This is a genomic window from Kineosporia sp. A_224, from assembly GCF_002198655.1.
GTDB lineage: Bacteria > Actinomycetota > Actinomycetes > Actinomycetales > Kineosporiaceae > R-H-3.
In genome coordinates this window covers 1-13,691 of sequence record NZ_MWLN01000072.1, presented here as the reverse complement: position 1 = coordinate 13,691, position 13,691 = coordinate 1, and the positions used below count along the sequence as shown (strand labels likewise).

The window sequence follows — 13,691 nt, the reverse complement described above, 5'->3', positions numbered from 1 at the left end:
GCGGCCTGGGCGCCCGGGCCGCCGCCGCGGATGCCCGCGGAGGCGCTGCGCCCGCGGGAGTACGCCCAGCTGCTGCGCGGCCCGCGGCACCGGTGGTGGCGGCCGCTCGCGAGCATCAGCCTCGGCGCGGTCGTGGCGTTCCTCGTCATCCTCGGCAGCTCGGTGCTGGCGCTGGTCTACCTGGCCGTGACGAAGGGCTCCTTCGAGGCTGCGGCGGACCTCATCGACGACGAGGCGTTCTTCAGCGAGCCGGCGGGCTTCCTGCTGAACAACCTCTCGCTGGCGGGGCTCATCCCGACCGCGATGGGCGTCGTCTGGCTCGTGCACCGCTGGCGGCCGCGCTGGCTCGCCTCGGTGCGGCCGGGCGTGCGCTGGACGTGGCTGCTCGAGTGCGCCGGCTGGTCCGTCGTCTACGTCGCGACCCTCGCGGGGATCGGGCTGGCGGCCGGCGACAGCTTCGAGTGGAAGCCCCAGGCGCACTTCTGGGTGTTCGTCGTCATCGTGCTCCTCACCCAGCCGCTGCAGGCGGCGGGGGAGGAGTACGCCTTCCGCGGGCTGCTCACCCAGGCGATCGGCTCGTGGTTCGCCCGGGCGTGGGTCTCCGCGCTGGTCGCGGGCCTGGTCACCGCGACCCTCTTCGCGTTCGCGCACGGCAGCCAGTCGCCGTGGCTGTTCGCCGACCGGTTCTGGTTCGGCGCGACGGCGTCCTTCCTCGTGTGGCGCACCGGCGGTCTCGAGGCGGGCATCGCGCTGCACTCGGTGAACAACCTCTACGCGATCGGTGCCGCGCTCGTCACCGGGACGCTCGCCGAGAGCGTCACCGCGACCGACTACCCGCCGCTCGCCGCCGTCCTCGACATCGTGCTCATGTCGCTCTTCGCGGTCTTCGTCTCCTGGCGCGCCAAACGGCGCGGGCTGCAGCGGTTGCACGACCCGGCGCTCCAGCCGGGCGCACCGGCCGGGTACCCGGGCGCGGTCCCCGTCGCGGCCGGGCCCTGGGGGCCGTACGCGGCGCTGGCCCAGCAGGCCGGGGCGCCGCCGCAGCACCCGTCCTGGCCGCCGCCCTCCGCGCAGGCGTGGCCGCCCCCGCAGCCGCAGACCTGGCCCCAGCCGGGGTGGCCACGCCTGCTGCTGCGGCGGCCGGCCCTGCNCCCGTCCTGGCCGCCGCCCTCCGCGCAGGCGTGGCCGCCGCAGCAGCAGGCCTGGCCGCCCCAGCCGCCGCCCCCGGGGCGTGGCACCGATGGCTGAGCGCCGCGTCGACGCCGTCCTGCTCGACATCGACGACACGCTCGTCGACACCCGCGGGTCCTTCCGCGCCGCGATGCACCACGTCGTCGGGCGCTGGATGCCGCACCTCGACGACGCCCGCCGCGAGGACGCCGTCCTGCACTGGGCGCGGGACCCGCGCGGGCACTACCGCGCGTACACCCGGGGCGAGACGACGTTCTCCGGGCAGCGCCGGCTGCGCGGGACCGACCTGCACGCGACGTTCGGCGGGCCCGTCCTCGACGACGAGGCCTTCGCGCGGTGGGAGGAGGGCTACGAGGCGGCCTTCCGTGCCGCGTGGGCGGCCCGGCCGGACGCCGTCGCCCTCGTGGACGCCCTCGACGCCGCCGGGCTGCCCTACGGGGCGCTGACGAACATGGAGGGCGGCTACCAGCGGGCCAAGCTCGACGCCGTCGGCCTGGGCCGGCTCGCCGTGCTCGGCTCGATGGACGACCTCGGCCGCGGCAAGCCGGACCCCGAGCTGTTCCACCTCGCGTGCCGGCGCCTGGGCAGCGAGCCGGCGCGGACGGCCTACCTCGGCGACGAGGTGGACGTCGACGCCCGTGGCGCCCGGGACGCCGGGCTGCTCGGGATCTGGTTCGACGCCCACGGCACGGGCGCGGACCCGGGGGACGTGCCCGTCGCGCGCTCGCTCGCCGAGGTGCCCGCGCTGCTCGGCGTCGGGCCCGTCCCGGCACCCGGGGACGGCGCGCCGGGAAGCCGTTTTGGAGCCGGGCTGCCGGGCCGGTAGAGTGCTCCCTCGGGTCACGGCGTCACAGCCGGGATACCCCCATGGGGTATGGTGTAATTGGCAGCACGACTGATTCTGGTTCAGTTAGTCTAGGTTCGAGTCCTGGTACCCCAGCGCGACTCGTCCCTCCTCGCCGAGAGGCTAGGATGGGCAACGCCCCGCAGGGCCGCCTCCCGGCGGAACGGCGGGTTGCAGCACGGAACAGCTAGGGCCCCGTTGTGTAGTGGCCTAGCACGCCGCCCTCTCAAGGCGGTAGCGCGGGTTCGAATCCCGTCGGGGCTACGCGAGAAGGCCCCCGGCAGCAGCCGGGGGCCTTTCGCGTTCCCGGGCGGGGGAACCGCGCGCCTGCTCTCCCCTCCCGCTCAGCCCTCCGGGCGTCGCGTGACGAACAGGTGCTGCTGCGCGATCCGGCGCAGCGCGAGCAGGAGCGGCTCGTAGAGGACCGTCCCCACGACGATGTACTCGACGACGTCCGCGACCGGCCCGGCGGGCACATCGCTGACGTCCGCCGCGGCGACCGTCAGGGCGGCGTCCGCGTACGTCCGCAGCCGGTCCGGGTCCGGCGCCAGCCCGACGGCGTCCATCGCCTCCAGGGCGGCCTGCAGCCGCCCCAGGGCGTTCGTCTGGCCGGCCCCCGACCACCCGAACGACTCGACGACCGCGAGGGCGCGCTCGGTGCCCGTGCCCGGCGGGGGGCAGGGCGGCAGGGCCGCGTGCGCCGTTCCGATCGCGGTCATGCTCAGGTCGGGCCCGGCGTCGACCGCGACGAGGACGTCGCGGACCGCGGCGAGCGGCAGCCCGCCGATCTCGACGAGCGCCCGCACGAGCCGCAGCCTGCGCACGTGGGTCGCGTCGTACTCGGCCTGGGTCGCGGACGTCGCGCGGCCGGCCGGGACCAGCCCCTCGCGCAGGTAGAACTTCACCGTCGCGAGCGGGACGCCGGTCTCCCGGGCGAGCTCGGAGATCCTCACCGACCACCTCCTTGACAGTTGGAGAGTAGCACTATCCAATATTGGGGAGCAGTGCTATCCAATCGGAGGTCCGCCCATGCCCGCCATCACCCCCGGGCGCGTGACGCACGACCACGACGGCGACGTCGTCGTGTTCCTCATCGGGATGCGCATCAACCGGTTCCGGGCCGTCCGGCAGTGGTGGCCGGCCTTCACGGCGATGCCGAGGATGCTCCGCGAGCTGTCCATGGACCCCTCGCTCGGGCTGCTCGGCTTCTCCTCCGCGCTCCAGGGGCCGCGGACCGTCACGGTCATCCAGTACTGGCGCGACGCGGAGAGCCTGCTCGCCTACGCGAAGGCCGCCGAGCACGAGCACCGCCCGGCCTGGACGGCGTTCAACCGGGCCGTGCGCACCTCGCGCGGTGCCGTGGGGATCTGGCACGAGACGTACGTCGTCCCGAAGGGCGGCCACGAGTCGCTCTACGTCGACATGCCGGCGCGCGGCCTCGGGGCGGCGTTCGGGACGTCGGCGGCGTCCGGCCGGCGGGAGTCGGCGTCCGGGCGCCTCGGCCGCCCCGAGGCGGTGCAGCAGGGCGTGCAGCAGGCGGACTGACCGCGCCGCCACGAACGTCCGGACGGGCGCCCGGCCTGCGGGGGGCGGGCGCCCGTCCGGCCTGCTGCGGGCCGGCCTGCTGCGGGTCTACTGCGGGTTGCGGCGCAGGACCTCGGTGAGCCGGTTCGCGGACTGGACGACGGCCGCGGCGTGCACCCGGCCGGGCTGGCGGGTGAAGCGCTCGACCGGGCCGGAGATCGACACCGCGGCGACGACCCGGCCCGAGGGGCCGCGCACCGGTGCGGAGACCGAGGCGACGCCCGGCTCGCGCTCGCCGATGCTCTGCGCCCAGCCCCGGCGGCGGACGGCGGACAGTGTCGTCGCGGTGAACCGGGCGCCCTGCAGGCCGCGGTGGAGCCGGTCCGGCTCCTCCCAGGCGAGCAGGATCTGCGCGGCCGAGCCGGCGAGCATCGTCAGTGCGGAGCCGACCGGGATCGAGTCGCGCAGCCCGACGGGGCGCTCGGCCGCGGCGACGCAGATCCGCATGTCGCCCTGCCGCCGGTAGAGCTGGGCGGACTCGCCCGTGTGGTCGCGCAGTGCCGTCAGCACCGGGCCGGCTGCTGCGAGCAGCCGGTCCTCGCCGGCGGCCGAGGCGAGCTCGGCCAGGCGCGGGCCGAGGATGAACCGGCCCTGCATGTCCCGCCCGACGAGCCGGTGGTGCTCCAGCGCCACGGCCAGCCGGTGCGCCGTCGGGCGCGCCAGCCCCGTCGCGGCGACGAGCTGTGCGAGGGTCGCCGGGCCGGCCTCGAGGGCGCCGAGGACGACCGCCGCCTTGTCGAGGACGCCGACTCCGCTACTCTTGTCCACGAGTCGATACTGACGTCTCAGAGCGTGAGACGCAAGTCGACCCCGCGACACCGCTGCGGAGCAGCCGCACGACAATCGCAGGACAATCGCAGGACAACCCGCCAGAACGATTCGCATCGCGACGTAGTCGTCGTCGAGGAGAGGTCCACCCGTGGGACGCACGCTGGCCGAGAAGGTCTGGGACGCACACACCGTCCGCCGTGGCGAGAACGGCGAGCCCGACCTGCTCTACATCGACCTCCACCTCGTGCACGAGGTGACGAGCCCGCAGGCCTTCGACGGCCTGCGCCTGGCCGGGCGACGCGTGCGCCGCACCGACCTCACCATCGCGACCGAGGACCACAACACCCCGACGGTCGACATCGACAAGCCGATCGCGGACCCGGTGTCGCGCACGCAGATCGAGACGCTGCGCAGGAACTGCGCCGAGTTCGGCGTCCGGATCCACTCCCTCGGCGACGTCGAGCAGGGCATCGTCCACGTCGTCGGCCCGCAGCTCGGGCTCACCCAGCCCGGAATGACGGTCGTGTGCGGCGACTCGCACACCTCGACGCACGGGGCGTTCGGCGCGCTGGCGTTCGGCATCGGCACGAGCGAGGTCGAGCACGTCCTCGCCACGCAGACCCTGCCGCTCAAGCCCTTCAAGACCATGGCCATCACCATCGAGGGCCCGCTGCCCGAGGGGTCGACGGCCAAGGACGTCATCCTCGCGGTCATCGCGCGGATCGGCACCGGCGGCGGCCAGGGCTACGTCCTGGAGTACCGCGGCGAGGCGGTCCGGGACCTGTCCGTCGAGGGCCGGATGACCATCTGCAACATGTCGATCGAGGCCGGCGCCCGCGCCGGGATGATCGCGCCCGACGAGAAGACGTTCGCCTACCTCGAGGGCCGCCCGCACGCGCCGAAGGGTGCCGACTGGGACGCCGCGGTCGAGTACTGGTCGACCCTGCGCACCGACGACGACGCGGTCTTCGACGCCGAGGTCGTGCTGAGTGCCGCGGACATCGAGCCGTTCGTCACGTGGGGCACCAACCCCGGCCAGGGGCTGCCGCTGTCGGCGTCCGTACCGGACCCGGCGGCGATGACCGACGAGAACGAGCGCGTCGCGGCGCAGCGGGCGCTGGAGTACATGGCCCTCACGCCCGGCACGCCGCTGCGCGAGGTCGCCGTCGACACCGTCTTCATCGGCTCGTGCACCAACGGCCGCATCGAGGACCTGCGGGCCGCGGCGTCCGTCGTCCAGGGCCGCGCGAAGGCGGACTCGGTGCGGGTGCTCGTCGTCCCCGGTTCGGCGCGCGTGCGGCTGCAGGCCGAGGCGGAGGGGCTCGACAAGGTCTTCACCGACTTCGGTGCGGAGTGGCGCCAGGCCGGCTGCTCGATGTGCCTGGGCATGAACCCCGACCAGCTCGCCCCGGGGGAGCGCAGCGCCTCGACGTCGAACCGCAACTTCGAGGGCCGTCAGGGCAAGGGCGGGCGCACGCACCTCGTGTCGCCGCTCGTCGCCGCCGCGACCGCCGTCCGTGGCACGTTGTCGAGCCCGGCCGACCTCGCGCCCGCGACGTCGTCCGCGTCGTCGTCGACCGCCACCGCCTGACCGCCACCGAGAACCGGAGAGCCGACACGTCATGGAGAAGTTCACGACCCACACCGGCGTCGGGGTGCCGCTCAAGCGGTCCAACGTCGACACCGACCAGATCATCCCCGCGGTGTACCTCAAGCGGGTGACCCGTACCGGGTTCGAGGACGGGCTGTTCTCGGCCTGGCGCAACGACCCCGCGTTCGTCCTCAACCAGGAGGGCTTCGCCGGCGGCTCGGTCCTCGTCGCCGGGCCGGACTTCGGCACGGGCTCGTCGCGCGAGCACGCCGTCTGGGCGCTCAAGGACTACGGCTTCAAGGCCGTGCTCTCCTCGCGCTTCGCCGACATCTTCCGCGGCAACAGCGGCAAGCAGGGGCTGCTCACCGCGGTCCTGCCGCAGGCGGACATCGAGGCGCTGTGGGGGGCGCTCGAGGCGGCGCCCGGCACCGAGGTGAGCGTCGACCTCGGCACCCGGACCGTCACGTGCGGCGCGCTGTCGTTCGGGTTCGACGTCGACGACTACACCCGTTGGCGGCTCATGGAAGGCCTGGACGACATCGGTCTCACCCTCCAGCACGGCGACGCCGTCGACGCGTTCGAGGCGTCCCGGCCGGCCTGGCTGCCGCGGACCCAGCCCGTCGCCTGAGCGTTCGGACGACGCCGCGCGCCGTCGTCCCGGCGGGTCCGCGGGACCCGCGCGAGAACCCTTCGCGCAGTGCAACGGCCGGTGTCGGCACCCCTTCCGGGGTGCCGGCACTGCCGTTTCCGGCGTGTCGCCAAACTTTTTTTCGTACCCTCCGGGGGTCGTCCGCACGGTCTCCTGCGGACCCCGCCGCCGACCGTGCACCGGCCGGTCGGGGGGCCGCGCCGGACGTCGTCGTCGCGGCGCCCGCCGAGCGGCCCGGCAGCCCTTGTGCCCCAGCCGGATCCGGGTGCCGCGCCGACGGCGCGCCGCGGGCGGCGGACGTCGCACGGTAGGTCACCATGGCCTCGGGGGAGGTGCGGGCGGATCACGGAGCCCGCTCGAGGACGGAGGGGTTCGCCTTGTGCAGCAACGATTTCCAGCGGTTCCCCGGCCAGTGGGGGGAGCTCGCCGACCTGCTCCGGCAGACCCAGGTCTGCCTCGAGGAGGCCGACGCGGCGGGGGTCCGGACGGCCGACCTGGCGGCGGTGAGCCGGGCCGCGAGACATGCCGTCAAGGACGCCGACCGGGATGTCGACCGGGCCGTCGACCTCGTCGGCAGGGTCGTCCTCGACGCCCGGTCGCTGCTGTCCCGGACGGGCTGAACGGCTCCCCGCGGGGCCCCTGCGAAGCGTTGCGACACAGGCTGAAGCGCAGCGTTGATATTGGACTGCGGACGCGCTCGGTCATACCTTCGTACGCGATGTCGAGCACCGGCTCGACCATGTGCACCGGAGGACATCAGTGAACAAGGCAGAGCTCGTCGCGGCCCTCGAGGGGCGGCTGGGGAGCAAGAAGGTTGCGACCGACGCGCTCGAGGCGATCGTCGACACCATCCAGCGGACCGTCGCCAAGGGCGAGAAGGTCGCGATCTCCGGCTTCGGCTCGTTCGAGAAGGCGATCCGCGGTCCGCGGACCGGGCGCAACCCGCGCACGGGCGAGACGGTGAAGATCAAGAAGACGTCGGTCCCGCGCTTCAAGCCGGGCACGGCGTTCAAGGGCTACGTCGCCGACCCGAAGTCGGTGCCGAAGGCGGTCGCCGCCGCGGCGAAGACCGCGACCACGCGCGCCGCCGGCGCGGCGAAGACGGTGGCGAAGGCCCCGGCCCGCGCCGCGGCCACGAAGGCCCCGGCGAAGACGGTCGCGAAGGCGCCCGCCAAGACCGCGGTCAAGGCACCGGCGAAGACGGCGGCCAAGGCCCCCGCGAAGACGGTGGCGAAGGCCCCGGCCCGCGCGGCGGCCAAGGCCCCGGCGAAGACGGTCGCGAAGACGGTCGCGAAGGCCCCGGCCCGCGCGGCGGCCAAGGCCCCGGCGAAGACGGTCGCGAAGGCTCCGGCCCGCGCGGCGGCCAAGGCCCCCGCGAAGACGGCGGCCAAGGCCCCGGCGAAGACGGTCGCGAAGGCGCCCGCCAAGACCGCGGCCAAGGCCCCGGCGAAGACGGCGGCGAAGGCCCCCGCGAAGACGGCCGTCAAGCGCACGCCGGCCAAGAAGGCCTGACGCTCCGACCGTCAGCACCACCGGACCACGGAACCACCGGTCCGTCGGCACCACGTCGTACGGCGACGGGACCGTCAAGGAACCGTCAAGGCACCACCGGAACGCCACGCGGCGGGTCACCCGGATTTCTGGGTGGCCCGCCGCGTGCGTCAGGATGACTGCATGCATGACGTCCTCACGGTCCACGGAGGCACCCCCCTGCGCGGCACCATCACCGTGCGCGGGGCCAAGAACTTCGTCTCGAAGGCGATGGTCGCGGCCCTGCTCGGGGAGGAGCCGTCGCGCCTGCGGAACGTCCCGGACATCCGTGACGTCGGGGTCGTGACCGGACTTCTCGAGCTCCACGGGGTGACGGTCGCCGAGGAGTTCGACGGCGACCTGCTCCTCGACCCGACAGACGTCGAGATGGCCCACGTCGCCGACATCGACGCCCACGCCGGGTCCAGCCGCATCCCGATCCTCTTCTGCGGGCCGCTGCTCCACCGGCTCGGTGAGGCGTTCATCCCCGACCTCGGGGGCTGCCGCATCGGCGACCGGCCGATCAACTACCACCTCGACGTCCTGCGCCAGTTCGGCGCCGTCGTCGAGAAGCAGGCCGCGGGCATCCGGCTCAGCGCGCCGCGGCGGCTCCAGGGCACGAAGGTCGACCTGCCGTACCCGAGCGTCGGCACGACGGAGCAGGTGCTGCTCACCGCCGTCCGCGCCGAGGGGGTCACCGAGCTGCGGAACGCCGCGATCGAGCCCGAGATCATGGACCTCATCGCGGTGCTGCAGAAGATGGGCGCGATCATCAGCGTCGACACCGACCGGGTCATCCGGATCGAGGGCGTCGACCGGCTCGGCGGCTTCACGCACCGTGCCCTGCCGGACCGGATCGAGGCCGCGTCGTGGGCCTGCGCGGCCCTCGCCACGCGCGGGGAGATCACCGTCCTCGGGGCCCGCCAGCTCGAGATGATGACGTTCCTCAACGTCTTCCGGAAGGTCGGCGGGCTGCTCGACGTCGGCGACGACGGCATCCGGTTCAGCCACCCCGGCGGCGAGCTGAACTCGCTCGTCCTCGAGACCGCCGTCCATCCGGGCTTCATGACCGACTGGCAGCAGCCGCTCGTCGTGGCGCTCACCCAGGCGACCGGGGTGTCGATCGTCCACGAGACGGTCTACGAGAACCGGTTCGGGTTCACCGACGCGCTGCGCGACATGGGCGCCCAGATCCAGCTCTACCGGGAGTGCCTCGGCGGCCTGCCGTGCCGCTTCGGGCAGCGCAACTTCATGCACTCCGCGGTCATCTCCGGCCCCACGAAGCTGCACGCCGCCGACATCACGGTGCCCGACCTGCGCGGCGGGTTCAGCCACCTCATCGCCGCGCTCGCCGCCGAGGGCACCTCGAACGTGCGCGGGATCGGCCTCATCGACCGTGGCTACGAGCACTTCCAGGCCAAGCTCGACGCGCTCGGCGCCAACTACGAGCGCACCCCGGCCGCCGTCCCCGTTCCCGCCGCCGTCTGACCCCTGACGCAGTTACTAGCGCGTATGACCCGATAGATGGGTCATACGCGCTAGTAACTGCGAGGGGGGTGGGCTTGGGTCAGGGGAGGGAGCGGCGGGTCGGGACGACGCCGACCGTCTCCAGGCGCATCGTGACGACGACGCAGTCCGCGCCGGTGCCCTCGACGGCCACCGTGAGCCGCTGCCCGGGCCGCACGTGGCGCAGGCCGCTCGTGCCGAAGGCCTCGGGGCCGAACGGCAGCACGTAGCCGTCGTCCGTGACGACGTCCCCGGAGACGGACTTCGCGTCGAAACGCGCGACGGTGGCCTGCACGGGCCCAGGGTAGGGCAGCCGGGCCCGGCGGGTCAGGGCGCGGTCGCGGGGCCGCTGCGGGGCCGCTGGGAGCGTGTGGGCGGCTCAGGGGCGGGCGTGGGTCGGGACGTCGTGGGTGCACGCCCGCGTCCGCGGGCCGGCGCCCAGGGCGAGGACCGCGCCGAGGTCGGCCGCCGTGTCGACGTCGCGCCGCAGCCGGGGCAGGTCCAGGTCCAGCCGGACGGCGCCCCGGCGCACGTGCTCGGCGGCCGAGCCCGGCCCGAACGCCGGGTCGAGGTCGCCGGGCCGGCGGCCCGCGAGGAGCACGCTGCCCGTGCCGTCGGCGTCCGGCACGAGCGCGCACGGGGCGTCCCTCAGCGCCCGGCGGCAGGCCTCGAGCGCGTCGCCGAGATCGGCCGGGCGCAGCGCGGGCAGGTCGCCGAGGAGGACGGCGACGTGCTCGTCGGGCGCCGCGGCGAGCCCGTCCTTGACGGCGGAGAGCAGCCCGGACCCCGGCGCGGACTCCCCGACCACCCGGGCGCCGAGCAGCTGCGCGTGGGCCGCCGTCCCGTCGTCCGACGTCACGACGACGACCGACCGGACGCCTGGGGCGCCGACGACGGCCTCCAGGGTGTCCAGGGCGAGCGCCGCCGCCAGGCCGGGCGGGCCGCCGAGGCGGGACTTGGCGCCGGGGCCGCCCTTGAGGGGGACGACCACCGTCCAGCGACGCCGGCGGGGACTCATGGTCCGATCCTCGCACCGGTGGCTCGACACCCGACGAGCCGGGGGAGAGGATGAGCGCCGACCCCGCCCCCGCCCCGGAGGACGCGTGACCGCCCGTCGCTACGCCCCCGCCTACCGGCTCGCCGCAGCGATCGCCAAGCCGCCCCTGCTGGCCTTCACCCGGCGGGACTGGCAGGGCGCCGAGCACCTGCGGCGCGACGGCGGCTTCGTCGTGGCGTCCAACCACCTCAGCTACGCCGACCCGCTGACGCTGGCGCACTTCCTCTACGACAACGGGATCCCGCCGCGCTTCCTCGGCAAGGAGGCGGTGTTCCGGATCCCCGTGCTCGGCCGGATCGTCACCGCGGCCCAGCAGATCCCCGTGTACCGGGAGAGCGCCGACGCCGGCAGGGCGCTGTCCGCGGCGGTGGCGGCCGTGGAGGAGGGCGACTGCGTCGTCGTCTACCCGGAGGCGACCCTGACCCGTGACCCCGACCTGTGGCCGATGGTCGGCAAGACCGGCGCCGCCCGGATCGCGCTGACGACCGGCTGCCCCGTCGTCCCGGTCGCGCAGTGGGGGCCGCAGGAGATCATGTGGCCGTACGCGCGCAGGCCCCGGCTGCTGCCGCGCACGACCGTCCACGTGCTCGCGGGACCGCCCGTGGACCTGTCCGCGTACGCGGGCCTGCCGCTCGACGCCGTGACACTGAAGGCTGCGACTGACACGATCCTGGACGCGGTCGCCCTGCTCCTCGGCCGCCTGCGCGGGGAGCAGCCACCGGAGCGCCGGTGGGACCCCCGTGAGCACGACCAGCCGCGCATCGGCGACCCGACCCGGGACGGCCGCGACGCGACCGACGGACGGGAGGCCGGATGACAGGCACCGCGCGGACGACGGGCACGGCGAAGGTCGCCGTCATGGGGACCGGCTCCTGGGGGACGACCTTCGGCATCGTCCTCGCGGACGCCGGGGCGCAGGTCTCGATGTGGGGCCGCCGCCCCGAGGTCTGCGAGGAGGTGTCGCAGCGGCACCGCAACAGCGCCTACCTCGGCGACGTCCCGCTGCCCACGACGATGACGGCCACGACGGACGCCGCGCAGGCCCTCGACGGCGCCGGGATCGTCGTCCTCGCGGTGCCGTCGCAGACGCTGCGCGGCAACCTCGAGGGCTGGCTGCCCCATCTGGCGCCCGGCGCCGTCCTCGTGAGCCTCATGAAGGGCGTCGAGCTAGGCACGATGCTGCGGATGAGCGAGGTCGTCGCGCAGACGGCGCAGGTCGGCCCGGAGCGGGTCGTCGTCGTCTCGGGGCCGAACCTCGCCAAGGAGATCGCCGCCCGGCAGCCGACCGCGACCGTCGTCGCGTGCGAGGACCTCGCCGTCGCCGACCGGGTCGCTGCGGCCTGCTCGGCGCCCTACTTCCGCCCGTACACCCAGACCGACGTCGTCGGCGTCGAGCTCGGGGGAGCGGTGAAGAACGTCATCGCGCTGGCCGTCGGGATCTCCGAGGGGATGGGCTTCGGGGACAACACGAAGGCCTCGCTCATCACTCGCGGTCTCGCGGAGACGACCCGGCTCGGGCACGCGCTCGGCGCCGACCCCGCGACGATGGCCGGGCTCGCGGGGCTCGGCGACCTCGTCGCGACGTGCGCGTCACCGCTGTCCCGGAACCGGACGTTCGGCGTCGAGATGGGCCGTGGGCTGTCGGTGGCCGAGGTCGTCGCCCGGACGAGCCAGACCGCCGAGGGCGTGAAGTCCTGCCGGTCGATCCTCGAGCTGGCCCGGGCGCACGGCGTCGACATGCCGATCGCCGAGCAGGTCGTCGCGGCCGTCCACGAGGGGCTGCCGGTCGCGGAGATGGCGGCCCGCCTGCTCGGGCGGCCGCGCAAGTTCGAGCTCGCGTAGGGGGTCTCAGAGGGCTTCGAGGGCCTGGGCCAGGTCGGCCCACAGGTCCTCGACGTCCTCGATCCCGACCGACAGCCGGACGAGGCCCTCCGGCACGGTGAGCGCCTCGGCGGGCCAGCGGCGGCGGCGCTCGAGGGAGGACTCGACGCCGCCGAGGCTCGTCGCGTGCAGCCAGAGCCGGACGGCGCCGGCGAACCGCTCGGCGGCGTCCCCGCCGCCGTGGACCTCGACCGAGACGATCGCGCCGAAGCCCTGCATCTGGGCGGCGGCGCGGGCGTGGCCGGGGTCGTCGGGCAGCGACGGGTGCCGGACCCGCGACACCTTCGGGTGCGCGGCGAGCCGCTGCGCGAGGACGACGGCGTTCGTCTGGGCGCGCTCGACCCGCAGCGCGAGGGTGCGGATCCCGCGGGTCGCGAGGTAGGCCTCGAACGGCCCGGCGATCGCGCCGCGCACGGTGCGGTCCGTCGTGAGCCGGGCGAGCAGGTCCGCCCGACGGGTCACGGCGGCGCCGAGGACGACGTCGGAGTGGCCCGCGAGGTACTTCGTCACCGAGTGGACGACGACGTCCACCCCGTGGTCGAGCGGGCGCAGCACGAGGGGCGTCGCGAACGTGTTGTCCGCGACGACGAGGACGCCGCGCGCGTGGGCGGCCGCGACGAGCGCCGGCAGGTCGGCGACCTCGACGAGCGGGTTCGACGGCGTCTCGACCCACAGCACGTCGGCGCCGTCGAGGGCGGCGACCACGGCGTCGGTGTCCGCGAGGTCGACCGTCTCGACCTTCGCGCGGCCGGCCGCGGCGAGCGCGTCGACGGCGATCATGGTCCCCGAGTACGGGTTGCGCGGGACGACGAGCCGGCCGCCCTCGGGCAGCAGGGCGAGCGCGGAGCCGATGGCCGCCATCCCCGAGGCGTAGACCAGCGCGTCGCCGCCCTCGAGCGCTCCCAGGGCGGTCTCGAACGCCGTCCACGTCTCGTTGGTGAACCGGCCGTACACCGGCCCCGGCGCGCCGCCGGGGGGCGCCGCGACGTACGTCGACGACAGCACGACCGGGGTGTTGACCGGGGCGCCGGGGACCTTCTCCGGGCGGCCGGCGCAGACGGCGAGGGTGGCGGGGGACAGCGCGGGC

Annotated in this window: 14 protein-coding genes, 2 tRNA genes and 1 pseudogene; 12 read left to right on the top strand and 5 right to left on the bottom strand. The window is 74.7% G+C overall.

Annotation, left to right across the window (positions count from 1 at the left end; all coding sequences use genetic code 11):
- Window positions 1–30: 30 nt before the first annotated feature.
- The 4 genes and pseudogenes from EDJALFJO_RS36300 to EDJALFJO_RS06055 all read left to right on the top strand — a co-directional run.
- Window positions 31–1,150: pseudogene (locus tag EDJALFJO_RS36300) on the top strand (lysostaphin resistance A-like protein); the annotation flags it as partial.
- 90 nt (window positions 1,151–1,240) lie between these two features.
- Window positions 1,241–2,017, top strand: coding sequence for an HAD family hydrolase (locus tag EDJALFJO_RS06065; RefSeq protein WP_088283221.1), 777 nt, complete (start codon window positions 1,241–1,243; stop codon window positions 2,015–2,017).
- A 42-nt stretch (window positions 2,018–2,059) separates the two neighbouring features.
- A tRNA-Gln gene (locus EDJALFJO_RS06060) sits at window positions 2,060–2,131 on the top strand.
- A 95-nt stretch (window positions 2,132–2,226) separates the two neighbouring features.
- Window positions 2,227–2,299, top strand: a tRNA-Glu gene (locus tag EDJALFJO_RS06055).
- A gap of 80 nt (window positions 2,300–2,379) precedes the next feature.
- On the opposite strand, the gene EDJALFJO_RS06050 is transcribed toward EDJALFJO_RS06055, so the two are convergent.
- Window positions 2,380–2,988 (bottom strand): MerR family transcriptional regulator, encoded by a 609-nt coding sequence (locus EDJALFJO_RS06050; protein ID WP_158220305.1) that lies wholly within the window; start codon window positions 2,986–2,988, stop codon window positions 2,380–2,382.
- 76 nt (window positions 2,989–3,064) lie between these two features.
- Between EDJALFJO_RS06050 and EDJALFJO_RS06045 the strand changes: the two genes are divergently transcribed.
- Window positions 3,065–3,580 carry a DUF4188 domain-containing protein gene (locus tag EDJALFJO_RS06045; protein WP_198950048.1) on the top strand — a complete coding sequence of 172 codons (516 nt, stop codon included), beginning with the start codon at window positions 3,065–3,067 and terminating at the stop codon, window positions 3,578–3,580.
- A gap of 87 nt (window positions 3,581–3,667) precedes the next feature.
- On the opposite strand, the gene EDJALFJO_RS06040 is transcribed toward EDJALFJO_RS06045, so the two are convergent.
- Window positions 3,668–4,387, bottom strand: coding sequence for an IclR family transcriptional regulator (locus EDJALFJO_RS06040; protein ID WP_088319488.1), 720 nt, complete (start codon window positions 4,385–4,387; stop codon window positions 3,668–3,670).
- A 151-nt stretch (window positions 4,388–4,538) separates the two neighbouring features.
- Between EDJALFJO_RS06040 and leuC the strand changes: the two genes are divergently transcribed.
- The 5 genes from leuC (at window position 4,539) to murA (ending at window position 9,648) form a co-directional block, all read left to right on the top strand.
- Window positions 4,539–5,981 carry a 3-isopropylmalate dehydratase large subunit gene (gene leuC / locus EDJALFJO_RS06035; RefSeq protein ID WP_088283217.1) on the top strand — a complete coding sequence of 481 codons (1,443 nt, stop codon included), beginning with the start codon at window positions 4,539–4,541 and terminating at the stop codon, window positions 5,979–5,981.
- A gap of 31 nt (window positions 5,982–6,012) precedes the next feature.
- Window positions 6,013–6,609, top strand: a complete 597-nt coding sequence (leuD, locus tag EDJALFJO_RS06030; protein ID WP_088283215.1) for a 3-isopropylmalate dehydratase small subunit — start codon at window positions 6,013–6,015, stop codon at window positions 6,607–6,609.
- A gap of 398 nt (window positions 6,610–7,007) precedes the next feature.
- On the top strand, window positions 7,008–7,250 hold the full coding sequence (locus tag EDJALFJO_RS06025) for a hypothetical protein (protein ID WP_143448321.1): 243 nt from the start codon (window positions 7,008–7,010) through the stop codon (window positions 7,248–7,250).
- Window positions 7,251–7,389: 139 nt separating this feature from the next.
- Window positions 7,390–8,142, top strand: coding sequence for an HU family DNA-binding protein (locus EDJALFJO_RS36295; protein ID WP_088283211.1), 753 nt, complete (start codon window positions 7,390–7,392; stop codon window positions 8,140–8,142).
- Between the two features lie 162 nt (window positions 8,143–8,304).
- The gene (murA, locus tag EDJALFJO_RS06015) at window positions 8,305–9,648 is read left to right on the top strand and encodes a UDP-N-acetylglucosamine 1-carboxyvinyltransferase (protein ID WP_088283209.1); all 1,344 of its coding nucleotides are present in this window, start codon (window positions 8,305–8,307) and stop codon (window positions 9,646–9,648) included.
- A 79-nt stretch (window positions 9,649–9,727) separates the two neighbouring features.
- Here the strand turns inward: murA and EDJALFJO_RS06010 are convergent, their stop codons facing one another.
- Window positions 9,728–9,961, bottom strand: coding sequence for a hypothetical protein (locus tag EDJALFJO_RS06010; RefSeq protein ID WP_088283207.1), 234 nt, complete (start codon window positions 9,959–9,961; stop codon window positions 9,728–9,730).
- A gap of 84 nt (window positions 9,962–10,045) precedes the next feature.
- Window positions 10,046–10,684, bottom strand: a complete 639-nt coding sequence (gene cofC, locus EDJALFJO_RS06005; RefSeq protein WP_088283205.1) for a 2-phospho-L-lactate guanylyltransferase — start codon at window positions 10,682–10,684, stop codon at window positions 10,046–10,048.
- A gap of 85 nt (window positions 10,685–10,769) precedes the next feature.
- Here cofC and EDJALFJO_RS06000 point away from each other — a divergent pair, with 85 nt between their 5' ends.
- Both EDJALFJO_RS06000 and EDJALFJO_RS05995 read left to right on the top strand, forming a co-directional pair.
- Window positions 10,770–11,540 carry a 1-acyl-sn-glycerol-3-phosphate acyltransferase gene (locus EDJALFJO_RS06000; protein ID WP_198950047.1) on the top strand — a complete coding sequence of 257 codons (771 nt, stop codon included), beginning with the start codon at window positions 10,770–10,772 and terminating at the stop codon, window positions 11,538–11,540.
- Entirely contained in the window at window positions 11,537–12,565 is a 1,029-nt protein-coding gene (locus EDJALFJO_RS05995; RefSeq protein WP_088283201.1) for an NAD(P)H-dependent glycerol-3-phosphate dehydrogenase, read from the top strand. Before EDJALFJO_RS06000 ends, EDJALFJO_RS05995 begins: the two co-directional genes overlap by 4 nt.
- A gap of 6 nt (window positions 12,566–12,571) precedes the next feature.
- Here the strand turns inward: EDJALFJO_RS05995 and EDJALFJO_RS05990 are convergent, their stop codons facing one another.
- Window positions 12,572–13,684 (bottom strand): PLP-dependent aspartate aminotransferase family protein, encoded by a 1,113-nt coding sequence (locus EDJALFJO_RS05990; protein ID WP_088283225.1) that lies wholly within the window; start codon window positions 13,682–13,684, stop codon window positions 12,572–12,574.
- Window positions 13,685–13,691 lie beyond the last annotated feature (7 nt).

Bases quoted from the DNA above. Each gene is read 5' to 3' on its own strand.
- EDJALFJO_RS06065 (WP_088283221.1), top strand. From the start codon at position 1,241: ATGGCTGAGCGCCGCGTCGACGCCGTCCTGCTCGACATCGACGACACG.
- EDJALFJO_RS06045 (WP_198950048.1), top strand. From the start codon at position 3,065: ATGCCCGCCATCACCCCCGGGCGCGTGACGCACGACCACGACGGCGAC.
- leuD (WP_088283215.1), top strand. From the start codon at position 6,013: ATGGAGAAGTTCACGACCCACACCGGCGTCGGGGTGCCGCTCAAGCGG.
- murA (WP_088283209.1), top strand. From the start codon at position 8,305: ATGCATGACGTCCTCACGGTCCACGGAGGCACCCCCCTGCGCGGCACC.
- cofC (WP_088283205.1), bottom strand. From the start codon at position 10,684: ATGAGTCCCCGCCGGCGTCGCTGGACGGTGGTCGTCCCCCTCAAGGGC.
- EDJALFJO_RS05995 (WP_088283201.1), top strand. From the start codon at position 11,537: ATGACAGGCACCGCGCGGACGACGGGCACGGCGAAGGTCGCCGTCATG.